This window comes from Acinetobacter populi (assembly GCF_002174125.1).
In the GTDB taxonomy this organism is placed as follows: domain Bacteria; phylum Pseudomonadota; class Gammaproteobacteria; order Pseudomonadales; family Moraxellaceae; genus Acinetobacter; species Acinetobacter populi.
This window is the reverse complement of the sequence record NZ_NEXX01000001.1, coordinates 893810-917137: the sequence shown is the minus strand read 5'-3', so window position 1 is coordinate 917137 and position 23328 is coordinate 893810. Positions and strand designations below refer to the sequence as shown.

Annotated in this window: 29 protein-coding genes; 21 read left to right on the top strand and 8 right to left on the bottom strand. The window is 42.3% G+C overall.

Annotated features, from left to right (window positions below; genetic code table 11):
• The first annotated feature begins 115 nt into the window (after positions 1-115).
• Together CAP51_RS04300 and CAP51_RS04295 are read left to right on the top strand one after the other, a co-directional pair.
• The gene (locus CAP51_RS04300; protein WP_087619498.1) at positions 116-1111 is read left to right on the top strand and encodes a putative solute-binding protein; all 996 of its coding nucleotides are present in this window, start codon (positions 116-118) and stop codon (positions 1109-1111) included.
• A gap of 81 nt (positions 1112-1192) precedes the next feature.
• Complete coding sequence (locus tag CAP51_RS04295) at positions 1193-2179, top strand: putative solute-binding protein (protein WP_087619497.1); 987 nt, start codon at positions 1193-1195, stop codon at positions 2177-2179.
• A gap of 88 nt (positions 2180-2267) precedes the next feature.
• On the opposite strand, the gene plsB is transcribed toward CAP51_RS04295, so the two are convergent.
• Positions 2268-4853: a glycerol-3-phosphate 1-O-acyltransferase PlsB gene (plsB, locus tag CAP51_RS04290; RefSeq protein ID WP_087619882.1), complete on the bottom strand. Its 2586-nt coding sequence runs from the start codon at positions 4851-4853 to the stop codon at positions 2268-2270.
• A gap of 272 nt (positions 4854-5125) precedes the next feature.
• Here plsB and CAP51_RS04285 point away from each other — a divergent pair, with 272 nt between their 5' ends.
• Positions 5126-6004: an acyl-CoA thioesterase gene (locus CAP51_RS04285; RefSeq protein ID WP_087619496.1), complete on the top strand. Its 879-nt coding sequence runs from the start codon at positions 5126-5128 to the stop codon at positions 6002-6004.
• Between the two features lie 99 nt (positions 6005-6103).
• Positions 6104-7357 carry a dicarboxylate/amino acid:cation symporter gene (locus CAP51_RS04280; RefSeq protein WP_087619495.1) on the top strand — a complete coding sequence of 418 codons (1254 nt, stop codon included), beginning with the start codon at positions 6104-6106 and terminating at the stop codon, positions 7355-7357.
• A 42-nt stretch (positions 7358-7399) separates the two neighbouring features.
• Here CAP51_RS04280 and CAP51_RS04275 read toward each other — a convergent pair whose 3' ends face one another.
• From CAP51_RS04275 to CAP51_RS04245, 7 genes are all read right to left on the bottom strand, one after another.
• Entirely contained in the window at positions 7400-8359 is a 960-nt protein-coding gene (locus CAP51_RS04275) for a metal-dependent hydrolase (protein ID WP_087619494.1), read from the bottom strand.
• A 130-nt stretch (positions 8360-8489) separates the two neighbouring features.
• Positions 8490-9275 carry a ribosome biogenesis GTP-binding protein YihA/YsxC gene (gene yihA, locus CAP51_RS04270; RefSeq protein WP_087619493.1) on the bottom strand — a complete coding sequence of 262 codons (786 nt, stop codon included), beginning with the start codon at positions 9273-9275 and terminating at the stop codon, positions 8490-8492.
• A 78-nt stretch (positions 9276-9353) separates the two neighbouring features.
• A complete protein-coding gene (locus CAP51_RS04265; protein WP_087619881.1) occupies positions 9354-9809 on the bottom strand; it encodes an RrF2 family transcriptional regulator in 456 nt (151 codons plus the stop codon).
• 68 nt (positions 9810-9877) lie between these two features.
• Positions 9878-10648, bottom strand: coding sequence for a globin domain-containing protein (locus CAP51_RS04260; RefSeq protein WP_087619492.1), 771 nt, complete (start codon positions 10646-10648; stop codon positions 9878-9880).
• A gap of 243 nt (positions 10649-10891) precedes the next feature.
• Positions 10892-12199 (bottom strand): D-serine ammonia-lyase, encoded by a 1308-nt coding sequence (locus tag CAP51_RS04255; RefSeq protein ID WP_087619491.1) that lies wholly within the window; start codon positions 12197-12199, stop codon positions 10892-10894.
• A 9-nt stretch (positions 12200-12208) separates the two neighbouring features.
• Positions 12209-13759, bottom strand: a complete 1551-nt coding sequence (locus tag CAP51_RS04250) for a helicase HerA-like domain-containing protein (RefSeq protein WP_087619490.1) — start codon at positions 13757-13759, stop codon at positions 12209-12211.
• A gap of 90 nt (positions 13760-13849) precedes the next feature.
• On the bottom strand, positions 13850-15043 hold the full coding sequence (locus CAP51_RS04245) for a PLP-dependent transferase (RefSeq protein WP_087619489.1): 1194 nt from the start codon (positions 15041-15043) through the stop codon (positions 13850-13852).
• Between the two features lie 123 nt (positions 15044-15166).
• On the opposite strand from CAP51_RS04245, the gene CAP51_RS04240 reads away from it, so the two are divergent.
• The 17 genes from CAP51_RS04240 (at position 15167) to rpsH (ending at position 23324) form a co-directional block, all read left to right on the top strand.
• A complete protein-coding gene (locus CAP51_RS04240; RefSeq protein ID WP_087619880.1) occupies positions 15167-15961 on the top strand; it encodes a type 1 glutamine amidotransferase in 795 nt (264 codons plus the stop codon).
• A gap of 263 nt (positions 15962-16224) precedes the next feature.
• Entirely contained in the window at positions 16225-16536 is a 312-nt protein-coding gene (gene rpsJ, locus CAP51_RS04235; protein ID WP_000070912.1) for a 30S ribosomal protein S10, read from the top strand.
• 63 nt (positions 16537-16599) lie between these two features.
• Positions 16600-17238 carry a 50S ribosomal protein L3 gene (gene rplC / locus CAP51_RS04230; protein ID WP_087619488.1) on the top strand — a complete coding sequence of 213 codons (639 nt, stop codon included), beginning with the start codon at positions 16600-16602 and terminating at the stop codon, positions 17236-17238.
• 11 nt (positions 17239-17249) lie between these two features.
• A complete protein-coding gene (gene rplD / locus CAP51_RS04225; RefSeq protein ID WP_087619487.1) occupies positions 17250-17852 on the top strand; it encodes a 50S ribosomal protein L4 in 603 nt (200 codons plus the stop codon).
• Positions 17849-18169, top strand: a complete 321-nt coding sequence (gene rplW, locus CAP51_RS04220) for a 50S ribosomal protein L23 (protein WP_087619486.1) — start codon at positions 17849-17851, stop codon at positions 18167-18169. The genes rplD and rplW overlap by 4 nt, the downstream gene beginning before the upstream one ends.
• An 11-nt stretch (positions 18170-18180) precedes the next feature.
• Complete coding sequence (gene rplB, locus CAP51_RS04215) at positions 18181-19005, top strand: 50S ribosomal protein L2 (protein WP_087619485.1); 825 nt, start codon at positions 18181-18183, stop codon at positions 19003-19005.
• A 19-nt stretch (positions 19006-19024) separates the two neighbouring features.
• Positions 19025-19300, top strand: a complete 276-nt coding sequence (rpsS, locus tag CAP51_RS04210; RefSeq protein ID WP_070070493.1) for a 30S ribosomal protein S19 — start codon at positions 19025-19027, stop codon at positions 19298-19300.
• A gap of 10 nt (positions 19301-19310) precedes the next feature.
• Positions 19311-19640 carry a 50S ribosomal protein L22 gene (rplV, locus tag CAP51_RS04205; RefSeq protein ID WP_087619484.1) on the top strand — a complete coding sequence of 110 codons (330 nt, stop codon included), beginning with the start codon at positions 19311-19313 and terminating at the stop codon, positions 19638-19640.
• Position 19641: 1 nt separating this feature from the next.
• Positions 19642-20394: a 30S ribosomal protein S3 gene (rpsC, locus tag CAP51_RS04200; RefSeq protein WP_087619483.1), complete on the top strand. Its 753-nt coding sequence runs from the start codon at positions 19642-19644 to the stop codon at positions 20392-20394.
• Positions 20395-20397: 3 nt separating this feature from the next.
• Complete coding sequence (gene rplP, locus CAP51_RS04195) at positions 20398-20811, top strand: 50S ribosomal protein L16 (protein WP_087619482.1); 414 nt, start codon at positions 20398-20400, stop codon at positions 20809-20811.
• On the top strand, positions 20811-21008 hold the full coding sequence (gene rpmC / locus CAP51_RS04190; RefSeq protein ID WP_087619481.1) for a 50S ribosomal protein L29: 198 nt from the start codon (positions 20811-20813) through the stop codon (positions 21006-21008). Before rplP ends, rpmC begins: the two co-directional genes overlap by 1 nt.
• Positions 21005-21262, top strand: coding sequence for a 30S ribosomal protein S17 (gene rpsQ, locus CAP51_RS04185; protein ID WP_087619480.1), 258 nt, complete (start codon positions 21005-21007; stop codon positions 21260-21262). The genes rpmC and rpsQ overlap by 4 nt, the downstream gene beginning before the upstream one ends.
• A gap of 89 nt (positions 21263-21351) precedes the next feature.
• Complete coding sequence (gene rplN, locus CAP51_RS04180; protein ID WP_004725701.1) at positions 21352-21720, top strand: 50S ribosomal protein L14; 369 nt, start codon at positions 21352-21354, stop codon at positions 21718-21720.
• A 9-nt stretch (positions 21721-21729) separates the two neighbouring features.
• Complete coding sequence (gene rplX / locus CAP51_RS04175; protein ID WP_087619479.1) at positions 21730-22050, top strand: 50S ribosomal protein L24; 321 nt, start codon at positions 21730-21732, stop codon at positions 22048-22050.
• Between the two features lie 15 nt (positions 22051-22065).
• Positions 22066-22602 carry a 50S ribosomal protein L5 gene (rplE, locus tag CAP51_RS04170; RefSeq protein WP_087619478.1) on the top strand — a complete coding sequence of 179 codons (537 nt, stop codon included), beginning with the start codon at positions 22066-22068 and terminating at the stop codon, positions 22600-22602.
• A 9-nt stretch (positions 22603-22611) separates the two neighbouring features.
• The gene (gene rpsN / locus CAP51_RS04165) at positions 22612-22917 is read left to right on the top strand and encodes a 30S ribosomal protein S14 (RefSeq protein ID WP_070070485.1); all 306 of its coding nucleotides are present in this window, start codon (positions 22612-22614) and stop codon (positions 22915-22917) included.
• Positions 22918-22928: 11 nt separating this feature from the next.
• Complete coding sequence (gene rpsH, locus CAP51_RS04160) at positions 22929-23324, top strand: 30S ribosomal protein S8 (RefSeq protein WP_087619477.1); 396 nt, start codon at positions 22929-22931, stop codon at positions 23322-23324.
• Positions 23325-23328: the final 4 nt, after the last annotated feature.

Sequence of the window (23328 nt, the reverse complement as noted above, 5' to 3'; positions counted from 1 at the left end):
AAAGTGAATCAAGGAATAGGTTTACTGTACTGTGTTTAAAGAAAATTCGGCATTTCGCCATAATAATCATAAGTTGATGGAGCTGGGAATCATATTCAATTTAAAGGGAAGATTAATGATTAAGCGAAAGTGGCAGCTTGGTACAATGCTAATCATGATGGTGATCATGCAATGTATCCATGCAAAGGAGGTGACATGGTGCGTCTATGATGTTGCCGGAAATCGTGGGGATACCATGCAATTGATGAAAGACTATGTCATTGCAGCAAAGTCGTGGAATATGTCGATTGACGCCAAAGTCTATCAAAATGAAGAACAGGCTGTGCAGGACTATAACAATAAAAAATGTGATGGTCTGGTTGCATCAACTTTTATTACCAAATCATTGAATAATTTTACTGGTTCAATCGGTGCAGTGGGTTTAATTCCCGATAATCAGGTGGCCAAAAGTTTATTTATGACGCTGGCTAGTCCCACAGTTGCCAGTTCCATGTTGCAAAATGGCCATGAGGTGGTGGGCTGGATGCCGCTAGGTAATGCTTATTTTATGGTGAAGGACAATCGCTTAAACTCGATTACCCAGCTTGCAGGGCGGCGTTTGAGTGTCTTGAAATACGACCTTTCCCAGCAGCGCATGGCAAAACGGGTGGGTGCGCAACCTGTGGTGATTACATTTGATAATGCAGGGCAGAAGTTTATCAATGATGAAATTGATATTTTGGCTGCACCCATCTATGCCTACCAGCCTTTACAATTGAATCAGGCTTTGGGACATCGGGGCGGCGTCATTAATTTTCCGGTTTCTTATATATCCATGAATTTTATCATTCGGCAGGCGGCTTTTCCAACTGGTTATGGACAAAAAAGTCGTGACTGGTTTAAGGCACGAACACCACGCATGATGCAAAATGTTGTGCAATGGGAAAGGACATTACCCAATAAATATTGGTACGATATTCCCGCTGCGGATCGTAGTGCTTATCAACGTTTGCTGGTACAACTGCGAAAGGAATTTATCAATAGCAGCGTGTATGATCCGGCGTTAATCAATATAGTATTTAGGATTAATTGTATGTTTAATCCGCAGTATTTTGAATGCAAATTAAAATAAATCAATCGCTTAATTTTTATGGTTGATTGAAGCTGACACAGGCTGTGTCATAAAAACAAAGACAGATAGGGAGTAACAATAATGAACGGGTATCAATCTATCCTCATCGGGCTGATGGTAACGATGAGTGCCTCGGCATATGCTGCGCCAATTGATTTATGCGTTTATGACATTATGGGGGCAAATGGCGATACCATGGCTGTTGCAAAAGATTATGCACTGGTGGCGAAACAGTGGGGCGTCGAAATTCAGGCTAAAGTTTATCTCAATCTTGAAGCGGCCCAATCCGATTTTGAGCAAAAAAAATGTGGTGGTTTGGTGGCGGATAATTTTGCCACTAAAAAATATAATAACTTTATGGGAACTGTCGGAGCCATTGGCGCAATACCAAATTATAGCATTGCCCAGAAAGTGCTTAGTGCCCTTGGTAGCCCCAAGCTGGCAGCAAAACTTAAAAATAAGGATTACGAGGTGGTAGGCTATATGCCATTTGGTCTGGCATATTTTATCAGCAAGGACCGCAGTATTGATTCCTTGCAAAAACTCAATGGCAAACGTCTGGGTGTACTTGCTTCAGATCCGTCACAACGCCGTATGGCTCAAAAGGTCGGAATGAAGCCGGTATTGATGACCTTTGATAATGCCGCATCAAGATTCCGTGCAGGAGAGTTTGATATTGTGCCGGCTCCTCTTGTGGTATATCAGCCCTTTGAGGTTGAAAAAGTATTGGGTTCAGGTGGTGGGATTGCCAATTATCCTTTGGCATTTATGTCGATGAATTTTATTCTTGCCAAAGGGGATTATCCGGAGAATTTTGGTCAAAAAAGCAGACAATGGTTTTCAGAGAAATCGGGACAGTATATGAAAACCGTACTGCGCTGGGACAGTACTGTACCCAAACGCATGATCTATGAAATTCCAGAGATTGATCGTTCCGGTTATGATCTATTGCTATCACAAATGCGTAAAGAGTTTGTTGACAATAAAACCTATGATCCGTCAATGATTGTCTTGATCAGACACTTGCGTTGTGCACAGGACCCAGCATTTATCGAATGTAAAAAATGATGTTCAAGATGGAAGGATTTTTTGTTATTGATTTTGGATAGATATTTAAAAAAGCGGCAAGTTTTTCACTGCCGCTTTGCATTTATGCTTATTTGGCTTTTTTACGTAAGCGCGACGATTTTTGCCGGGCAAGCGCATCTAAGGCCTGTTTCAGTTCATCATCATCAAAGGTGGTGATATGTTCCAGCATATGCAAGGTATCTTCATCCAGAATTAGATGTGCATCCTGTGCGATATTACTTAAACGATCATCAAACTCAATCATGCCTTCCTGATTGGTGCAGATAATGCCTTGTTGGGTCAGTACTTTGAGGAAACTTTGGAATAATGCCTTATCAAAAAATTCAGGTGAATTGAATTCATAAAGCACAGATAGACGTTGTCCCAATAAATGACTTAATTCCTCGACCTGTCTGGCGGAAATTTTGCCACTACCACGCTGGTTAATTAATGCCAGCGTCATAAAATAACGCTCAAGACTTTGTTTGACTGGTGTTGCCAGCACAAGCAGTTGTTTATGTTGCTCGCTATTTGGGGTTGGGCTATATAAAGTATTGCGACCATCATCGAGAATGAGTTTCGCCTCAATCAGTGCATCACAATATTGCTCAATCACCGGATCAAGCGCCTTAATATCCCACTTTAAAAATAATTCTGCTTTGAGGAAAGGATAAAGTGCCCGGATGACATTGATCAGATCATCACGTAATAAACGACCATTATGTTCAACCAGTGCTGCAATCAATGAAGGCAGAATAAACAAATGCAAAATATTATTGCGGAAATAGGTCAATAACACCGCTTGCTGATCTTCAATGGCAATAATATCGCCTAGCACATGTTTAATGCGTTTGATCAGTTTGAGTTTTAGACCGTAAGCAATAATTTCCTTGCCGGACAATGGCGTAATTTCGGTACGCTCATCATAAGGTAAAGCTTTGCTCAATGCCTGATAGGTTTCCAGTTGTGAAATACAGGCATCTTCGTCCAGTGTATGTTTGGGCGTAGCAAGAAGGATTAAAGACAATAACGACACCGGATTGATGATCGCTGCCCGGTTAATATTTTCCATGATGCGATGCGCGGCAATATTGACTGCTTCAGAAACTTCTGGCGGTAAGGCATCCTTGTTGGATTTAATCTGCACATCTTCGACATGTTGCTGTTTTAGAATTTCATCAAGAAAGACTGGTTCACCAAAATTGACGTGGACTTTACCGAAAATACGTTCAATTTTACGCAAAGTTTTGATGATACCAAAAATGGATTCGGCTTCTTTGGGTTGTCCCTGCATTTCGCCGACATAGGTTGCACCTTCCATCAGGCGTTCATAACCAATATAGGTTGGAATGAATACAATCGGTTTACCACGACCACGTAGATGGCTGTGGACAGTCATGGCAAGCATGCCGGTTTTTGGTGGCAGCAAGCGTCCTGTGCGTGAACGTCCACCTTCGATAAAGTATTCCAGTGGCGTATTGCGCGATAAAATACTATATAAATATTCTTTAAATACAGTTGTATAAAGCTGTGCACCAGAGAATGAACGGCGAATAAAGAAGGCGCCACCACCACGCAGAATTTGCCCGACAAATGGCAGGTTCAGGTTATCACCGGCAGCAATATACGGTACCATCAAGCCACGTTTAAAAATCACATACGACAGCAGTAAGTAGTCGATATGGCTACGGTGACAAGGCGTATAAATAATTTCATACTTATCTGCCAATTCCCGAACGGTACTGAAATTATGTACATCAACACCGTCATAGAGCTGCGTCCACAAACGGGTTAAGGTACTTTCGGCAAAACGTACAGTAGAATAAGAATAATCGGATACGATCTCATTAAGATGACCAATGGCACGGCGTTCTGCTTCTTCAACGCTGATTTTGCTACGGATACTTTCTTGTAGAATGGCTTCTTGTACATCACGGGATTTAATCAGACTCTGCATCACATTACGGCGGTCAGAAAGGTCTGGGCCAAGGACAGCTTCCCGTTTGCTATCTAGATATTGATTAAGATTACTGACCACATAGGTTGCAGGTGACAGATTTGGATAATGCACTTTGGCATATTGGGTTAATGCTCTTAAGGATTGTGCTTCATGGAATTCAATATAGGTCTGACGGCCATGTACACCGATATTCACCAGTTGCTTGATTTTACCCGGTGTTGACCAAGAATCTGTAAAGAGCAGTTTTAACCATGAATCTTCTTTATCCGGTTCACGTCCCCACAAAATAGTCACAGGAATCAATTCGACATCCAGTTCGGGATGTTGATCCAGTGCTTCAATTAACCGCAATAAACGTGGTGGCAGGGTATGTGCAGGCGGATTTAATAAATTATTCTGGTTGCGATGTTGCAGGAAAATCACCGACTTTTTTTCTTGTAGATCAGCAAGCTTAAGCGGATGTAAGGCACGCGGCAGATTTAACCGTTTGGTTTCATTATCCAGTAATACTGCATTACTACGGGAATAATTCTGTAACACATACAAGGTAATTTTTTGCTGTGGTGCTTGAGTTTGCTCGGTTTGTGTATTGTCTACGACAGCGAGTTGTGATGTAACTTTTGGTGGTTCGCCGAGTAAATGTGGCTTGACCACAAGATCAAGTAATTTACTTGATAATCGACGTGATAGTTTTGAAAAACCAGAGTTATCCACCAGCGGACTCCTTGTATCTACACAGTGTAAATGATGAAAAGCATATTTTGCCGAGTTTAACTTAAAACCGAATGCTGTTTTATGCCAATTAAGGACAATATATGTTGCCAGCAATATGCTGTGCGATTATATAAAACTTCTATTCCTTATGGGGATTTATTCTTACTGACTTTTACAATTGTCAAAAAAATACTGCAATCTATGCAATTTGTGGCACAATAAAACGCATCTCGTCCACAGTTGCAGTGCTGCAATAGCATTAAAGGTGATTTATGACTTCACTTACCCAAGAGTTGATCGACTTACTGACATTAGAACGAATAGAAGATGGACTATACCGAGGACAAAGCAAAAATCTAGTAGGTAAACGTGTATTTGGTGGTCAGGTCCTTGGGCAGGCTTTACAGGCAGCAGCTTATACCACTGATCGACCTGCACATTCATTACATGCCTTTTTTTTATTTGGCGGTGATGTCAATGCGCCGATTGTTTATCAGGTTGAGCGTTTACGCGATGGCAAGAGTTTTGTCAGTCGCAGTGTCAAAGCCATTCAGCATGGACGTACCATTTTTCAGGCCATGGTATCGTTTGCCCATGAAGAAGAAGGCTTGAATTATCAGATTGCAGAACCAGAATATCCAAAACCGGAGCAGTTAAAATCGGAAGAAGAACTAAAATCTTCCATGATCAATTTTGTTCCGGAAAATTATCGACAGGCATTCTTACGGCGCCGCCATATTGAAATCACTCCGATCAATGCAACCAATCCGTTTGATGCACAGCCCGAAGCACCTTCACAGGCACATTATTTGCGTACATGGGACAAAATTACTGGTGAAGATGATCAAATTGCGATGCATCAGGCGATTGCTGCTTTTTGTTCGGACTTTACCTTGATGACAACTTGTCTACGTCCACACGGGCTATCGTGGATTTCACCTAGTTTGCAGGTGGCAAGTATTGATCATGCCATCTATTTTCATCATCCTTTTCGGGTGGATGACTGGTTATTGTACGATATGGATGCAACTCAAACTGCATCTTCACGTGGCTTAAACTTTGGCCGTATGTGGCAAAATGGACAGCTGGTATGTAGTACAGTGCAAGAAGGTTTAATCCGGCTTAGAGAAATTGACTTAAGTCGGGCTTAAGCATATTTTGGATAACAATATAAAAATTCTTTTCAACGGCTTTATTTCACAGCATGTTATAGTGCGATAAAGCTCCAAAATCGTCTAAAAACAATCCTTATGCTGAAATCATTAAATACACAAATCCTTGTTGCGGCAGTACTCGGTATAGCCTTTGGCTGGTTACTTAGTTTATCGCCACAAAGTGACTGGTCAGGTAATAGCCTCTATGTATTATCCTTATTAAGTAGCTTTTTTATCGGGCTGCTAAAAATGTTGTTAATACCGCTGATTTTTTCATCAATTGTGGTGGGCGTAGCCAATCTTCAGGCGGTGGGCAATTTTGGCAAGGCTTGGAAAATCACGCTATTGTGTTTTTTTACCACGACTACTTGTGCATTGTTGCTGGGCTTGTTGTGTGCACATGTTTTTCAGCCGGGAGTTGGTCTGGACATTTCACTGTTTAAAGATGCGATGGATGCCCATCATACGCCTGACACCTTATCGCCCAGTGCATTCTTTACCAATTTTCTGCAAAACACACTGATTAATCCGTTTAAAGCCATGGCTGAAAATAATGTATTGGCTGTGGTGATTTTTGCATTATTGCTCGGTGCAATCATTGTGTCCGGGCGAGGTAAATTTCAGCAGGTGCATGATTTATTTCAGCAAGTATTCGATATGATGATGCAATTGGTGAAATGGGTGATGGTCATTGCACCACTGGGTATTTTTGCCTTGATGGCAAAATTGATTGCCACTGAAGATTTTGCTGTGCTGGGTAGTCTGGCAAAATTTGCCGCAGTGGTTACCGGTACAACAATTTTTCATGGTGTAGTGGTATTGCCTTTATTACTCTGGATTTTTGGACGAGTATCACCGCTTCGCTTTTTCCGGGTTGCCAGACCGGCATTGATCACGGCATTTGCCACCAGTTCCAGTTCTGCCACCATGCCATTATCAATGCAATGTGCACAAAACCTAGGGGTTCGACCACAAATTGTCGGTTTTGTGGTGCCATTGGGCGCGCAACTGAATATGGATGGTACGGCATTATATGAAGCCGCCGCTGCATTATTCATTGCCAATTTGATGGGATTGGAACTTTCGATTACCCAGCAATTTATTGTGTGTTTAACAGCAATGCTGGCATCGCTCGGTGCACCGGGGATTCCTAGTGCAGGTATGGTCACTATGATTATGGTATTGCAATCGGTAGGATTACCCGCAGAAGCAATTGCTATTTTACTGCCGATAGACCGTATTTTGGATACTGTCAGAACAGTCGTCAATGTTCAGGGAGATATCATGATTAGTGCCGTGGTACAGCATCATATCGGTGATGATGATTCTTCGCTACAAGCACCGACTTAATTTTTGCATATGCCCGACCTTGATCGGGCATTTTATTTAGATCTAGGCTGCGGCATGTGTGCCAGTTGATTCAGCCCGTTTTGCAGCTGGTGATTGGTTTAGGTATTCAATCGCAACCTCGGTATTGGCTTCATGTAATGGATTGTACCAAGGCATTAAATAACCGGCTTGTTGCGAGATCAACCACAATGGACTAGGTAATAATCCACCTTGACTACGTCTGGCAATTTTAAACCATTCACGCCAGATCCATGGTTTAAAAATGGCTGGTTTATGTTTTGCTAATCGTGGGTCTTGTTTCATAATATGCGCAGCACCATCTACCCAGATACCGAGTACACCGACAATTACCACCAGACTTAAATAATAACGTGCGATATAACCACCGCCCAGATGGCGATACAGGTCAAACGCCACTGTACGATGTTCAACTTCCTCGGCACCGTGCCACTTCACCAGATCGACCATTTCCGGATCGGCTTGTAATTGCTGCCATAAGGTATTTTCCAGAGCATATTTACCCATCACACAAGTCATATGCTCAACGGTGGCAATGATTCCCAAACGGAACAAATCCCATTGATCTTCTAGTGGTTTAGGTACATTTAAGCCAAGGGGTTGATCTGCCAGTAATTTGGTAAACAGAAAATCCATAATTTTGATGTTACGGTTGACATCAATATTGCGAACGCTGAGATATTCACCATTAGCAGATTGATGTGCTTTGGCATGCATGGCTTCCTGACGAATAAAGGCTTTTACATCTTCTTTAAGCTTTTCGTCGGTGATTTGTGGTAAGACTTTATTATAGAGTCGGCAAAACCAGAACTCGCCTGCCGGAAGAATCATATTAATTTCATTAATAAAATAACTGGCAAAAGGCTCATGCGGAATCCAGTCCACAGGTGTATCTTGCCATTCAAACTTTACTTTACGCGGTTTGATATGGTAAGAAATTGAAGAGCCAATGGTTTTTTTCTTGAACCAGGACAATATACCCATTCTGATCACCTAATATTTTCGATTATTGTATCCATAAATTTATTTAACGATGATTCCGGTCAAATTCAAAAGGAATAGGGGACAGGAGTTATCATTATGGGACGAGATGATTTCCAGATTGAAAAATCGTTCAGGAATCATGCTGTTCATCACGAGGAGATGCTGATGGAATCGCAGGCTCGGGTTGTTCTTGATCAGTCAATGGTAAGGTGAAATTCAGTCGTCCTGCCATAACCCCTGCCAATTCGGCCAAACCCTGTTTATCCAGTGAGGAAAATAGTTGAATTGAAAAATTCAGTTTAGATTGTTTTAGTTCTTTTTGGACCTCGAGTAAGACTTTATTGGCTGGACCGCGGTTCAGCTTATCTGCTTTGGTCAGCAAAATATGCACAAAGAGATTACGTGAATGTGCCCATTCCAGCATCATACGGTCAAAATGCTGTAAAGGATGACGAATATCCATCAACAGGATCAAGCCTTGTAGACTTTCACGGTGAATCAGATAATTTTCCAGCTCTTTTTGCCATAGCAGCTTCATATCTTCCGGTACAGCCGCATAGCCATAACCGGGCAAATCCACCAGTCGCTGATTGGGATTCCCCAGACTAAAAAAGTTAATCATCTGGGTACGGCCAGGACGTTTTGATGCCCGTGCCAATTGTTTCTGATTGGTGAGGGTATTAATGGCACTGGATTTGCCAGCATTGGATCGGCCTGCAAAAGCAATCTCATACCCTGTATCTTCGACACAAATTGATAGCTTGGGCGCACTCATTAAAAATTCAGCCTGACGTAACCAGTTTAATGCCTGTGCTGTATAAAGACTGGTGGCATCAGAGGTTTTTTTCTCATAGCTGATTTTTTGTTTCGGTGCTAGCTTGGCTTTGGTGTCTTTCGATTTCTGGTATTTGTGCATATCATCAATACAAATAAATTAAATAAGGCAGTAACTATTATAGGTCAATATGGGATAGGTAGCGAATGGCAATTCTGATTAGCTGATATTAATCGCCTTGATTTCGGCAAAATCTTTATCTTTAGTCAAGCTATATAATACGGGGTGATGCAATGCATCTTGTAATTGGTATTGATTTAAATATTGGTAAAACTGCTCAAGGGCCTGATCCAGTACCGATTTCAAACCACAGCTAAAGCGTAAAACACAAGCAGGTTCCAGACAGTTAATGGCTTTTTCATCATGTTCCAGCGTACGGACAATTTCACCAATGGGCAGCGTGAGTGCCTGAGGTGCCAGACGGATACCACCACCTTTACCGCGCGTGCTGATAATCCAGCCTTGTTTTGCCATAAAATGCGTGACTTTCACCAAATGATTTTCCGATATTTTAAGCACGTGCGCCGCCTGAGCGATGGTCACTACACCATCACTCGGTTGTAAAAGGTACATTAATAGGCGTAAACCGTAATCGGTAAATTTATTGAGTTGCATATAGTGATTATAAGCCATTTAAAACAAAAAGAGTGCCGAATAGCACCCTTAAATAGAGCCAGTACAGTTTAATGATAACTTAATGGTGCGGTGACTTGCACTGTATCTCCGACTTGTACATGCTCAAGAAGAGCATTTGATACAGAGGGGACATCTGCATCAACCAATTCGCGTTTAACCTGAATATTATATTCAGCATTATCTTGGGCCTGTTCAAAGCTAAACTGTTGTGGCTGTTCAATACCCTGATCGGCAATAGCAACTTTTACCGAGATAAATGCGCCAGTTTGTGCTGGTGTAATCGCAAGTCCATCTGTTGGGATTAGAGTAAATGTCGTGTGCTCACCATCTTGTTGTTTGGCACTGACTTTAAATGCTCTCCAGCCAGACCAGCCACCTTCTTTGGTTGCAACTTCGTGATAAAGCTCTTTTTCACGATTAATCAGAATATCGGCCAGTTGTCCATATGCCTGCTCCCATGCGATGATGACATCATGATCCATCGGTAATTCTAGTACTTCACTGATTGAGTGTAATAAATTCGTACCGACAATGGCATATTGGTCGGGATGAATATCTAGTGAAACATGCTTAATGGCAATCCGATCTACGGCTTTTAACAACTTGCTTGGGTCTTCAATATTTTCTGCATACGCCAGAACTGCTGCTGCCAATGCCCGTGGCTGACGACCTGTGGCTTGATGGCTTAAATTAAATACATTTTTAAGTTCAGGGTGATTTCCCAACATACGTTTATAGAAATAACTGGTCAGTGCCACCCCATTTTCACGGAGGACAGGGACAGTGGCTTTTACAGTTGCAATGGCTTGCTCATTCATGGCTGGCACCTTTGGTTGTTGGTTATTAATAAGATGTATTTAAAATACATCTTTAAAGGTGTATTTGCAATATATCTTTAATTTATGCGGAGGATTTTATTTTAAGAGTTTGAAAAGTATAGCTTTATTTTTAAAGTGAAGATGAGTTTAAGGAAATATTAATCAAATAAATTATTTATTGGAAAAGGATAAAATAAATACTATCTCACCAATGGTTTTATCATTGGCAAGATAGCAAACATACTATAAAAGTTTTTCGATTTCCTCTTTTGGTAGCATTCCACCTCCAGTTGCCCAAACAATATGGGTTCCCTGTGCAAATTGCTGTGCCGTAATATCTTTAAGCAACCCTTGTTGTTGTAAGCGGGCAAAACCGACACTGCCTGCGAGCGCAGAGGGTTCCAGAATGATATTTTCAGTCTTATATAGTTGTCGCAACCAATACAACATTTCATCATCGGAAAGGCTATAAAGAAAATCTATGCTACGTGCCAAGGCATGTCCAACAAAACCAGAAGCACGACCTACTGCCAGTCCATCAGCAATGGTTAGGTTACTTAATCCAATGTCCTGTACCGAGATATCATGATGTAAACTGGTGTACATTCCAAGTAGCATACAAGGCGAATTGGTGGGTTCGGCAAAAATACATTTAACATGATCACCAAAAGCATGCTTTAAACCAAATGTAATACCACCTGGTGCGCCGCCAACCCCGCAAGGTAAATAGACAAATAAAGGATGTTCAGCATCGACAATAATATGCTGTTGTTCGAGTTGCTGTTTTAAACGCTGACTGGCAACTGCATAGCCGAGAAAGAGCGATTGCGAGTTTTCATCATCAATAAAGTAACATTTTGGATCGGCATCGGCTTCACGGCGTCCTTGCAAGATTGCCTGTCCATAATCGCCCTGATGTTCGATGACATTCACGCCCATACTGCGTAATTTGTCTTTTTTCCATTGCTTGGCATCATGTGACATATGCACACTGCACTGGAAGCCTAGTGTGGCTGCCATAATGCCAATGGATAAACCTAAATTACCTGTAGAGGCGACAGCAATTTTATATTGAGCAAAAAATGCCTGCAATTCAGGTTCGGCAAGTTTAAGATAAGAATCTTCAAGCGTAATTTTATGCTGTTGTAATGCCAGTTGTTCGGCATGATAAAGCACTTCATAAATGCCACCACGGGCTTTGACTGAACCTGAAATCGGCAAATGACTGTCTTTTTTTAGATAAAGTTTTGGCGTGATGTCGACTTGAAATGCGTCTGCCATAGTTTTGGCAAAGCTAGGTATTGCCACTAGTTCGGATTCGATTAAACCCTGTGATGCTGTGGTTTCAGGGAATTTAAGCGCAATATAGGGTGCAAAGCGTTGTAACCGCTGTGCTGCATCTTCAATATCCGCGCGATTGAGCGTTGTATCATGTTGCGCTTGGTCAAAGCTGACCACATGCGGATTTTCCCAACTCACTTCACGTTGTGCAGCAAGTGCCTGTAAAATTTCATCATGCTGTAAAGCATTTTGAATTTGATTAAATTGCATAAGGATGTCCTAACGTTTACCAAAGAGAGAACCTAAAATTCCACGAACCAAAGTTTGACCTGTTTTTCCACCCAAAGAGCGGGCAGCACTTTTTGCAAAGGTGCCGACCAGATCCTGTGTCAGTTTTTCACGTTCTTTCTGAGCTTTATCTGCTTGCTTCTGTTGTTCTCTAGCCAGACGTTCTTGCTCCTTGGCTTGTTGTTTTGCCAAGGCTTCTTGTTCTTTGGCTTGCTGTGCAGCTTGTGCTTCTGCCTGTTTTTGCTGTTCACTTTCGCTGACCTTGCGTTGCAACATTTCGTAGGCACTGTCACGATCAACTTCATTTTCATAGACACCGGCAACAATGCTTTGCTGCATTAATGCTTGACGTTCTTCCGGTGTCAAAGGTGTAAATGATGAGTAGGGGGGCATCACCCAACCACGCTCGACAATTTGCGGTGTTCCTTGTTCATCAAGGCAACTGATTAATGCCTCCCCAACGGCAAGCTGGGTAATGACTTCTGCTACATTAAAATTAGGATTGGCGCGGAATGTGTCTGCTGCGGTTTTAACTGCCTTCTGATCTTTGGGGGTAAATGCCCGTAAAGCATGTTGTACACGATTTCCCAGTTGTCCAAGCACACTTTCTGGTAAATCCAGCGGATTTTGAGTGACAAAATAAATCCCGACACCTTTGGAGCGAATCAGACGCACGACTTGTTCAATTTTCTGTTGTAGTGCAGGGCTGGCATTATCAAACAGTAAATGCGCTTCATCGAAGAAAAATACCAGTTTGGGTTTATCCAGATCACCCACTTCAGGTAATTTTTCAAATAATTCTGATAGCATCCATAATAAGAAGGTGGCATAAAGTTTTGGTGTGTTCATCAACTTGTCGGCAGCAAGCAAATTAATATAACCATGCCCGTTGCTATCAGTCTGTAAGAAATCCAATATATCCAGACTTGGCTCACCAAAGAACTTTTCGCCACCCTGATCAGCCAGTGCCAGTAAATTACGTTGAATCGCACCGAGACTGGCAGGTGACAAATTGCCATATTCATTTTTAAGACTGGCAGCATTTTCACTGACATAGCTGATCATGGCCTTTAAATCTTTAAAGTCAATCAGCAATAGTCCCTGATCATCAGCGACACGAAAGACGGCGGATAACACACCTTCCTGTGTATCATTTAAATTAAGGATACGGGCTAATAATAAAGGACCAATTTCCGAAACAGTGGTGCGAATCGGATGTCCTTGTTGACCAAACAGATCCCAGAAGGTCACAGGGGATGCAGCAAAAGGAACGCTATCAATGTTGAGCATTTTCAGCCGTTCTTCAAACTTTGCATTGCTGCTTCCGGCTTTGGCAATACTAGAGACGTCACCTTTGGCATCTGCAAGAAATACTGGAACACCAATACGCGAGAAATTCTCAGCCAGTACCTTTAAGGTGACGGTTTTACCTGTTCCTGTTGCACCTGCAATGAGGCCGTGACGGTTGGCAAGTTGAGAATATAAAACAATTTCTTTTGTAGTATCGGTACTTTGTTTGGCAATAACGAGTGGTGTTCCCATAAAATCCTCAAAGCCTGTTTTGATGTGTTTATAACATACTGCAAAGTTTTAGCTTATTCCATGTACATGGATAAAAAAACTGTTTAAAACTTAAAGCTGGGCAAGGGCTTGTTGAATATCCTCAATTAAATCTTCTGGTGATTCTAAACCGATACAAAAGCGTACCAGCCAGCCGTCAGCCAGATGAGCGGTTGAGCATTGACGCATCTCTTTGAGATTGTAATACATCACCAGACTGGTTGGACCGCCCCAGCTAAATCCCAAACGGAATAGCTTTAAGGCATTGCAAAATTGCTGAATTTTTTTCAAATCGTATTCTGTTTTAAAGATCACACTGACCAGACCTGCACCTTGCCCATCTTTACAAATGTGTTGCCAATACGCATGACCTGCATGATTGCTGAGTGAAGGATGTAGAACCTGTGCAAATTCGGTGCAGGCCACAAGGTAAGTGAGAATCATTTGTGTATTGTTTTGGTGCTGTTGATAACGCAACGACATACTAGGCAGGCTGCGATTAATCTGTGCCACATCATCCCCAGACACAGAAATACCCTGTAAAGCATGCATATGTAAAAGCTGTTGATGTAAAGTTCTGTTTTTGGTGCAGATACTGCCCATTAATATATCACCACCGCCACTTGGATATTTGGTGAGCGCATGCACACTGATATCGACTGCCAGATGCTGATCATCCAGATCAAATGCACAAAATGCCAGACCGGCACCCCAAGTATTGTCCAGTGCAGTGAGAACCTGATGTGCTTGTGCTTTTTTAATGATACCAATGACATCGGGAAATTCCAGCGTAACCGAACCCGCGGCTTCAATCCAGATCAGTTTAGCCTTGTCGCCAAATTCGATACTATCAACATCAGTTGGTGTATAAACCTTTAAAATAATGCCATATTTTTTATTCAGCGCATTTAAGTGTGCATGGTTTGGATCGTAAATATTATCCGGAATCCAGACTTCATCACCAGAATCGAGTAAAGCGCTATTGACCAGATTGATGGCAGATAAACCACTGGGTGCCAGTAAACAGTGATCTGCGCCTTCTAATAAGGCAATTTGATCGGCCAGCGTATAAGTGGTCGGTGTGCCATGTGTGCCATAACTATAATCATAATCATCGGTCCAGTGGCGTTGGGTGAGGGCATCGGTATTTTTGAAAATAATGGTTGATGCCCGATAAACCGGTGCTTGAACAGTAGGAATATATTGTGGTGCCTGACGTATAGGCTGGCTAAAAAGTGTCTGTTTTTGCAAAGAAGTTTTGGGCATTGTAAAACCATGTCAATAGATTATTTCATAATGTTATTAAACAATATTTTTCTAAAAGAAAAACATGAGTTGGCTTCAATTTTGCAATCCTTTTGTAAACTGAATTATAAACGGAAGATTACAATGAAACCGCATCTTAGAGTGCATTATTTTCAGCATATCGCAGGTGAAGGATTCGGCAGTTGTGAACATTATTTACGTGAACATAAAGCACAAATCACTGCGACAGAATTTTTTGCCTTGCCGCCTGAACAGAAACTAGATATTGAGGCTTTGCCCCACGTCGAGGATATTGACTTGCTCATTATTATGGGTGGGACGATGAGTGTCAATGATGAAGCAATATACCCGTGGCTTGTGACCGAAAAAAGATGGTTGAGACGATTTATCGCACTGGGGAAACCTGTCATTGGCTTATGTCTGGGAGGGCAAATGATTGCCAATGCCCTAGGGGCAAAAGTGACCCAAAATCCTGAGAAAGAAATTGGCTGGACACAGGTTCTTGCAGTTGATCCTTATCCCGAGCAATGTTTTCAATTGCCCAAAACATTTGAAATCATGCAATGGCATGGTGAAAGCTTTAGTTTGCCTAAAGGTGCAAAATTATTGGCAACAAATGCAGCTTGTGTGAATCAGGCCTATCAAATTGGGCGCAATATCATTGGGTTTCAGTTTCATCCAGAAATTACACCACATGCGCTTAGTATTTTCTTAGAAGATGATGAAGAAATATTAAGATTCACAGGGCAAAATGCAAATCTGAAAGATGACTTGACATTGGCAACGCTGCCAGTCGAAGCACACCGCTATAAAATGGGGAATGATATTTTAAATCGTGCTATCGATTATGTTTTAACAAATCAAATAGATATACCAGAAAATATAGAAGATGATTTAAAATGGGTGGCGCATGGATAGTGGTGTTGAGAAAATAATCTGTCGAATAAATAATATTCGATTTCGGTAGTTGCTTTAGTGTGCAATGGTCGCTATAATAAGCGACCTTTTTAATTTAGAAGGTCATCGCACACAATATTCAACCAAATATGGTTGGTGTGGATGAATCGTGACAGTCGTGGCATCGATCATGACCTTAGTGATTTTCACTGCCCTTGACACTTGCCAATAGGTGAGGTGCGTCATGGGTGATTCTTTATATTTTAAGCTTGGAGTTTACTGGTATGTCTAACCAGAGAATCCGTATCCGTCTTAAGTCTTTTGATCATCGTTTAATTGATCAATCTGCTCAAGAGATCGTAGAAACTGCTAAGCGTACAGGCGCACAAGTGTGTGGTCCTATTCCGATGCCTACTCGCATCGAACGCTTTAACGTTTTAACTTCACCTCACGTGAATAAAGATGCACGTGATCAGTACGAAATTCGCACTTATAAGCGTTTGATCGACATCGTGCAACCAACAGACAAAACTGTTGATGCATTAATGAAGTTGGATCTTGCAGCGGGTGTTGACGTTCAGATCGCATTGGGATAAGGCTTGTCGGATGATTAAATCCCAAAAAGATTTAGTCAGCTGTATTTTAAGAGGTTTACACATATGGCTATTGGTCTAGTCGGTCGCAAGTGCGGTATGACCCGCATTTTCACAGAAGCCGGCGTCTCTGTGCCAGTCACAGTGATCGAAGTCGATCCAAACCGTATTACACAAATCAAAACACTTGAGACTGATGGTTATCAAGCAATTCAAGTGACCACTGGTGAACGTCGCGAATCTCGCGTAACAGGTGCACAAAAAGGTCATTTTGCTAAAGCTGGAGTTGCTGCTGGTCGTTTAGTGAAAGAGTTTCGTGTAAATGAAGCGGAACTTGAAGGTCGTGAAATTGGTGGTACGATCGGTGTTGATTTGTTCGCAGTGGGTCAAGTTGTTGATGTCACTGGTCAATCAAAAGGTAAAGGTTTTCAGGGTGGTGTGAAGCGTTGGAATTTCCGTACGCAAGATGCTACGCATGGTAACTCTGTATCTCACCGTGTATTAGGTTCTACAGGTCAAAACCAGACACCTGGTCGCGTGTTCAAAGGCAAAAAAATGGCTGGTCACTTAGGTGATGAACGCGTAACTGTGCAAGGTCTTGAAATTGTATCTATCGACACAGAGCGTTCTGTTCTGGTTGTTAAAGGTGCTATTCCTGGTGCAACTGGCGGTGACGTAATTGTACGTCCTACCATCAAGGCCTGAGGGGAAATAACGTGAATTTAAAAACTGTTTCCGGCTCTGCGGTTGAATTGTCAGAAGTTGCTTTCGGTCGTGAGTTTAACGAAGCGCTTGTACACCAAGTTGTTACAGCTTACTTAGCTGGTGGTCGTCAAGGTTCTCGTGCACAAAAGTCACGTGCTGATGTATCTGGTGGCGGTAAAAAACCTTTCCGTCAAAAAGGTACTGGTCGTGCCCGTGCTGGTTCTATTCGTAGCCCAATCTGGGTTGGTGGTGGTAAAACATTTGCTGCACGTCCACAAGATTGGTCTCAAAAAGTTAACCGTAAGATGTATCGCGGTGCAATGCAATGTATCCTGGCTGAACTTGTTCGCCAAGAGCGTCTGGTATTGGTTGAAGACATTCAAGTGTCTGCACCAAAAACCAAAGAATTGCTTGCAAAACTGAATGACTTGAATGCAACTCGTGCATTGATCGTAACAGATGCTGTAGATGAGAATCTATACCTTGCAGCGCGTAACCTTCCGCATGTAGATGTGGTAGATGCAACTGCAATCGATCCTGTAAGTTTGATTGCGTTTGATAAAGTTGTCATGTCTGTTGCTGCTGCTAAGAAAATTGAGGTAGAACTCGGATGAACAACGAACGTATCTATCAAATCCTTAAAGGACCTGTATTCTCAGAAAAAGCACAAGTTTTAGGCGAGACTGCTGGTGTTCAAGTGTTTAAAGTTGATATTAATGCAACTAAACTTGAAATTAAAAAAGCGGTTGAAAAACTTTTCGGTGTTGAAGTTGTAAAAGTAAATACAACAATCACTAAAGGTAAAACTAAACGCTTTGGTCGTACATTAGGACGTCGTTCTGATGTGAAAAAAGCATACGTCACCCTGAAAGCTGGCCAAGATGTAGAAATGGCTGACTTGGGCGATACCGCTGAAACGACAGCGGAATAAGGACGAAAATTATGCCAATTCATAAATGTAAGCCAACGTCTCCAGGGCGTCGCTTTGTAGAAAAAGTGGTTCATAGCCACCTTCACAAAGGTAAGCCATTTGCAGCGTTGACAGAAGCTAAAAAACGTACTGGTGGTCGTAATAACAACGGTCACATCACGACTCGTCACGTTGGTGGTGGTCATAAACAACAGTACCGTATTGTAGACTTTAAACGTAATAAAGATGGTATCCCAGCGGTTGTAGAACGTATCGAATACGATCCAAACCGTACAGCTCACATTGCTTTACTTAAGTATGCTGATGGCGAGCGTCGCTATATCATCGCACCTAAAGGTTTACGTGCTGGCGATACAGTTCAATCTGGTAACGATGCACCAATTCGTACAGGTAACTGTTTACCACTTCGTAACATGCCATTAGGTTCTACTTTACATAACCTCGAACTTAAAATCGGTAAAGGCGCGCAATTAGCACGTTCTGCTGGTACATCTGTTCAATTGTTGGGTCGTGATGGCTCATATGCAATTGTTCGTTTACGTTCAGGTGAAATGCGTAAAGTGCATGTTGAATGCCGTGCTGTTATTGGTGAAGTTTCTAACCAAGAAAGCAACCTACGTTCATTGGGTAAAGCTGGTGCTTCACGCTGGCGTGGTGTTCGTCCTACCGTTCGTGGTATGGCGATGAACCCAATCGATCACCCACATGGTGGTGGTGAAGGGCGTAACAAAGGTATTCAACCTGTAAGCCCATGGGGTCAAAAAGCGAAAGGGTACAAAACACGTACCAATAAGCGTACGACTAAGATGATTATTCGCGATCGTCGCGTTAAGTAACAAGTAAAGGAATCTGACAATGCCTCGTTCTCTGAAAAAAGGCCCATTCGTCGATGCGCACTTGTTCGCTAAGATTGAAGCGGCTGTTGCTAGTAACTCTCGCAAGCCGATTAAAACTTGGTCTCGTCGTTCGATGATCCTCCCAGATTTTGTTGGTTTAACAATTTCTGTTCATAATGGTCGTAACCATGTTCCAGTTATTGTAACTGAGCATATGGTTGGTCATAAACTCGGTGAATTCGCGCCAACTCGTACCTATCGTGGTCACGGTGTTGACAAGAAATCTAAACGTTAAGGTGCTAATAATGGAAGTAACTGCAAAATTACGCGGTGCCGCCATCTCGGCACAAAAAGCACGTTTAGTTGCTGATCTTATCCGTGGTAAGTCAGTTGCGCGCGCGCTAGACATTTTAAACTTCAGTAACAAGAAAGCAGCTGTGCTGGTTAAAAAAGCATTAGAATCTGCAATCGCAAATGCTGAACACAATAACAGCTTAGATGTTGATGACCTTAAAGTCACTACAGTTTTTGTAGATGAAGGTATAAGTCTGAAACGTATCATGCCTCGTGCAAAAGGTCGTGCGGATCGTATCACTAAGCGTACTTGTCACATCACTGTTAAGGTAGGGGTTTGATATGGGTCAGAAGGTTCATCCAATCGGTATCCGCCTAGGTGTTGTGAAACGTCATAACGCTAACTGGTATGCGAATCCGAAACAATATGCTGATTATTTGCTTAAAGATCTTCAAGTTCGTGAGTTTTTAACTAAAAAACTTAAGAGCGCGATGGTAAGCAATATTCTTATCGAACGTCCTACTGGTGCTGCTAAGGTAACAATTAGCACTGCTCGTCCAGGTATTGTTATCGGTAAAAAAGGCGAAGATATTGAGAAATTACAGCGTGAACTTACCCAAATTATGGGTGTGCCAGCGCAAGTAAGTATCAACGAAATTGATCGCCCTGACTTGGACGCACGTTTGGTTGCAGAAGCGATTGCTTCACAACTGGAAAAACGCGTAATGTTCCGTCGTGCTATGAAGCGTGCGGTACAAAACACTATGCGCGCTGGTGCAAAAGGTATCAAAGTTGAGGTTTCTGGTCGTTTAGGTGGTGCAGAGATTGCTCGTACAGAGTGGTATCGTGAAGGTCGTGTACCTTTGCATACACTTCGTGCAGACATCGACTATGCAACTATGCGTGCAGAAACAACTTACGGTACGATTGGCGTGAAAGTGTGGATTTTCCGTGGTGAGATTCTAGGTGGCATGAAACAAGTCATGAACCCTGCTCCTGCTGAAGAACGTCCAGCTAAACGTGGTCGTGGTCGTGGTGAAGGTCAGGAGCGTCGTGGACGTCGTAATGACCGTGCTGCAGACAAGGGAGAATAATCCATGTTGCAACCTAAACGTACTAAATTCCGTAAGGTGCACAAAGGCCGTAACACTGGTCTAGCGCATCGTGGTAGCACAGTATCTTTTGGTACAATTGCGCTTAAATCGGTTGAGCGTGGTCAAATGACAGCGCGTCAAATTGAAGCTGCACGTCGTACCATTAGCCGTCGTGTAAAGCGTGGTGGTAAGATATTTATCCGTGTATTCCCGGACAAACCAATTACTCAAAAGCCTCTTGAAGTGCGTATGGGTAAAGGTAAAGGTAGTGTGGAATACTGGGTTTGCCAAATCAAGCCAGGTAAGATCCTGTACGAAATGGAAGGTGTGAACGAAGAATTAGCGCGTGAAGCATTCACTTTGGCTGCTGCTAAACTTCCGTTTAAAACCACTATCGTGACTCGGACGGTAATGTAATGAAAACTAAAGATCTACGTGAAAAATCGGTAGAAGAATTGAAAGCTTTGCTTGATGAGCAACAGCTTAACCAATTCCGTCTTCGCATGGCGAAAGCAACTGGTCAATTGGGCAAAACGCACGAAGTGCAAATTGCTCGTAAAGCAATTGCTCGCATCAAGACACTCCTTACCGAAAAACAGGGGAACGGACAATGAGTGAACAAACAGTCCGCACATTAACGGGTAAAGTTGTTAGCGACAAAATGGACAAATCTATTGTTGTTCTGATTGAACGTCGTGTTCAACACCCGTTGTATGGCAAATCAATCCGCCGTTCAACTAAGTTACATGCTCATGATGAGAACAACACCGCCAAACTAGGCGACGTTGTAACCATCAAAGAAAGCCGCCCAATTTCTAAAACTAAAGCTTGGACTTTAGTGGAAGTGGTTGAAGCAGCTGCTGAGTAATTCAACGTTCTTGTTGCATCATCGGTAAATTTCGAGTAGGATTTACGCCTTTCGAATGGGCCGATGATGCTCGGTTTTGGAGTAGGGCAATGATTCAAACCGAAAGTATGCTCGACGTAGCAGACAACAGTGGTGCCCGCCGTGTACAATGTATTAAAGTACTAGGTGGTTCACATCGTCGTTATGCTTCTGTTGGCGATATTATTAAAGTTACAGTAAAAGAAGCAATTCCACGTGGCCGTGTTAAAAAGGGTGACGTAATGAATGCTGTTGTTGTTCGTACCAAATTCGGTATTCGTCGTCCAGATGGTTCTGTGATCCGTTTTGATGATAATGCTGCTGTTATTCTGAACAACAACAAAGCTCCGATTGCGACTCGTATTTTCGGACCAGTGACTCGTGAACTTCGTACTGAACAGTTCATGAAAATCATCTCATTGGCTCCAGAAGTTCTATAAGAGGCAATCATGGCGAAGATTAAAAAAGGCGATCAAGTAATTGTGATCGCAGGTAAAGAAAAGGGCAAACAGGGTACTGTTCTGTCAGTTTCTGAAGACCGTGTTAAGGTAGAAGGCCTTAACTTAGTGAAGAAGCATCAAAAGCCGAATCGTGTAACTGGCGCTGAAGGCGGTATTGTTACTCAGGAAGCTTCGCTTCATATCTCAAACGTGGCAATTTTTAATGCTACAACCCAAAAGGCTGACCGTGTTGGTTACCAAGTTGATGAAAATGGCGCGAAAACTCGTGTTTATAAATCAAATGGTGAATCAGTGGCGGTAGCGAAGTAATAGGTTGATACGGCGATGGCCAGACTTAAAACACGTTACAATGAAGAACTTAAAGCTAAGCTCCAACAAGAGCTTAACGTTAAGAATGTGATGGAAATTCCTCGCATTACAAAAATTACCCTGAATATGGGTGTTGGTGCAGCTGCAACTGATAAGAAATTATTAGATGGTGCTGTTGCCGATATGACATTAATTGCTGGTCAAAAACCAGTAGTTACACTTGCACGTAAATCAATCGCAGGTTTTAAAATCCGTGATGGTTGGCCAATTGGTTGTAAAGTTACTTTACGTGGCGACCAAATGTACGAATTCTTAGACCGTTTGATCTCTATTGCTATTCCACGTATTCGTGACTTCCGCGGTTTTTCTGCGAAATCATTTGATGGCCGTGGTAATTACTCAATGGGCTTGAAAGAGCAAATCGTTTTCCCAGAAATCGATTTTGATAAGATTGATCGTATTCGTGGTTTGGATATTACCATTACTACGACTGCTCGCACCGATGACGAAGGCCGTGCGCTTATGCGTGCATTCGGCTTCCCGTTCAAATAAGAGGTCGATATGGCTAAGAAAGGTATGATTAATCGCGAATTAAAACGCGAAAAAACAGTTGCCAAATACGCTGCAAAACGTGCTGAATTGAAAGCTGTTATTGCAAACGTAAATGCATCTGAAGAAGAGCGTTTTGAAGCGATGTTGAAATTACAGGCATTGCCACGTAATGCATCTCCTGTACGTCTTCGTAACCGTTGTGGTTTGACTGGTCGTCCACATGGTTACTTCCGTAAGTTCGGTTTAAGCCGTAACATGTTACGTTTAACAGTAATGCAAGGTGATGTACCGGGCGTTGTGAAGGCAAGCTGGTAAGGAGCGACTAGATGAGTATGCAAGATACCGTTGCCGACATGTTAACTCGTGTTCGTAACGCACAAATGGCAAAAAAAGCAACTGTTGCTATGCCAAGCTCTAAACTAAAAGTTGCAATTGCAAACGTATTAGAGCAAGAAGGTTATATCTCTGATGTGGCAGTTTCTCAAGAAGAAACTAAAGCAACTTTGACTTTAACTTTAAAATATTTTGAAGGCAAACCAGTTATCGAAACTGTAAAACGTGTAAGCCGTCCAGGTTTGCGCCAATATCGTGGGAAAGATAACTTACCTAGCGTTAAGCAAGGTTTGGGTATTGCAATTGTTTCTACAAGCAAAGGCATCATGACTGACCGTGCAGCTCGCGCAGCTGGCGTTGGTGGTGAAGTTATTGCTTTTGTTTCTTAATAGG

What these genes read in the sequence shown, in the direction of transcription:
- CAP51_RS04300 (WP_087619498.1), top strand. Translation starts at nt 116, where the DNA reads ATGATTAAGCGAAAGTGGCAGCTTGGTACAATGCTAATCATGATGGTG.
- CAP51_RS04295 (WP_087619497.1), top strand. Translation starts at nt 1,193, where the DNA reads ATGAACGGGTATCAATCTATCCTCATCGGGCTGATGGTAACGATGAGT.
- CAP51_RS04285 (WP_087619496.1), top strand. Translation starts at nt 5,126, where the DNA reads ATGACTTCACTTACCCAAGAGTTGATCGACTTACTGACATTAGAACGA.
- CAP51_RS04280 (WP_087619495.1), top strand. Translation starts at nt 6,104, where the DNA reads ATGCTGAAATCATTAAATACACAAATCCTTGTTGCGGCAGTACTCGGT.
- CAP51_RS04275 (WP_087619494.1), bottom strand. Translation starts at nt 8,359, where the DNA reads ATGGGTATATTGTCCTGGTTCAAGAAAAAAACCATTGGCTCTTCAATT.
- yihA (WP_087619493.1), bottom strand. Translation starts at nt 9,275, where the DNA reads ATGCACAAATACCAGAAATCGAAAGACACCAAAGCCAAGCTAGCACCG.
- CAP51_RS04265 (WP_087619881.1), bottom strand. Translation starts at nt 9,809, where the DNA reads ATGCAACTCAATAAATTTACCGATTACGGTTTACGCCTATTAATGTAC.
- CAP51_RS04260 (WP_087619492.1), bottom strand. Translation starts at nt 10,648, where the DNA reads ATGAATGAGCAAGCCATTGCAACTGTAAAAGCCACTGTCCCTGTCCTC.
- CAP51_RS04255 (WP_087619491.1), bottom strand. Translation starts at nt 12,199, where the DNA reads ATGCAATTTAATCAAATTCAAAATGCTTTACAGCATGATGAAATTTTA.
- CAP51_RS04250 (WP_087619490.1), bottom strand. Translation starts at nt 13,759, where the DNA reads ATGGGAACACCACTCGTTATTGCCAAACAAAGTACCGATACTACAAAA.
- CAP51_RS04245 (WP_087619489.1), bottom strand. Translation starts at nt 15,043, where the DNA reads ATGCCCAAAACTTCTTTGCAAAAACAGACACTTTTTAGCCAGCCTATA.
- CAP51_RS04240 (WP_087619880.1), top strand. Translation starts at nt 15,167, where the DNA reads ATGAAACCGCATCTTAGAGTGCATTATTTTCAGCATATCGCAGGTGAA.
- rpsJ (WP_000070912.1), top strand. Translation starts at nt 16,225, where the DNA reads ATGTCTAACCAGAGAATCCGTATCCGTCTTAAGTCTTTTGATCATCGT.
- rplC (WP_087619488.1), top strand. Translation starts at nt 16,600, where the DNA reads ATGGCTATTGGTCTAGTCGGTCGCAAGTGCGGTATGACCCGCATTTTC.
- rplW (WP_087619486.1), top strand. Translation starts at nt 17,849, where the DNA reads ATGAACAACGAACGTATCTATCAAATCCTTAAAGGACCTGTATTCTCA.
- rplB (WP_087619485.1), top strand. Translation starts at nt 18,181, where the DNA reads ATGCCAATTCATAAATGTAAGCCAACGTCTCCAGGGCGTCGCTTTGTA.
- rpsS (WP_070070493.1), top strand. Translation starts at nt 19,025, where the DNA reads ATGCCTCGTTCTCTGAAAAAAGGCCCATTCGTCGATGCGCACTTGTTC.
- rplV (WP_087619484.1), top strand. Translation starts at nt 19,311, where the DNA reads ATGGAAGTAACTGCAAAATTACGCGGTGCCGCCATCTCGGCACAAAAA.
- rpsC (WP_087619483.1), top strand. Translation starts at nt 19,642, where the DNA reads ATGGGTCAGAAGGTTCATCCAATCGGTATCCGCCTAGGTGTTGTGAAA.
- rplP (WP_087619482.1), top strand. Translation starts at nt 20,398, where the DNA reads ATGTTGCAACCTAAACGTACTAAATTCCGTAAGGTGCACAAAGGCCGT.
- rpmC (WP_087619481.1), top strand. Translation starts at nt 20,811, where the DNA reads ATGAAAACTAAAGATCTACGTGAAAAATCGGTAGAAGAATTGAAAGCT.
- rpsQ (WP_087619480.1), top strand. Translation starts at nt 21,005, where the DNA reads ATGAGTGAACAAACAGTCCGCACATTAACGGGTAAAGTTGTTAGCGAC.
- rplN (WP_004725701.1), top strand. Translation starts at nt 21,352, where the DNA reads ATGATTCAAACCGAAAGTATGCTCGACGTAGCAGACAACAGTGGTGCC.
- rplX (WP_087619479.1), top strand. Translation starts at nt 21,730, where the DNA reads ATGGCGAAGATTAAAAAAGGCGATCAAGTAATTGTGATCGCAGGTAAA.
- rplE (WP_087619478.1), top strand. Translation starts at nt 22,066, where the DNA reads ATGGCCAGACTTAAAACACGTTACAATGAAGAACTTAAAGCTAAGCTC.
- rpsN (WP_070070485.1), top strand. Translation starts at nt 22,612, where the DNA reads ATGGCTAAGAAAGGTATGATTAATCGCGAATTAAAACGCGAAAAAACA.
- rpsH (WP_087619477.1), top strand. Translation starts at nt 22,929, where the DNA reads ATGAGTATGCAAGATACCGTTGCCGACATGTTAACTCGTGTTCGTAAC.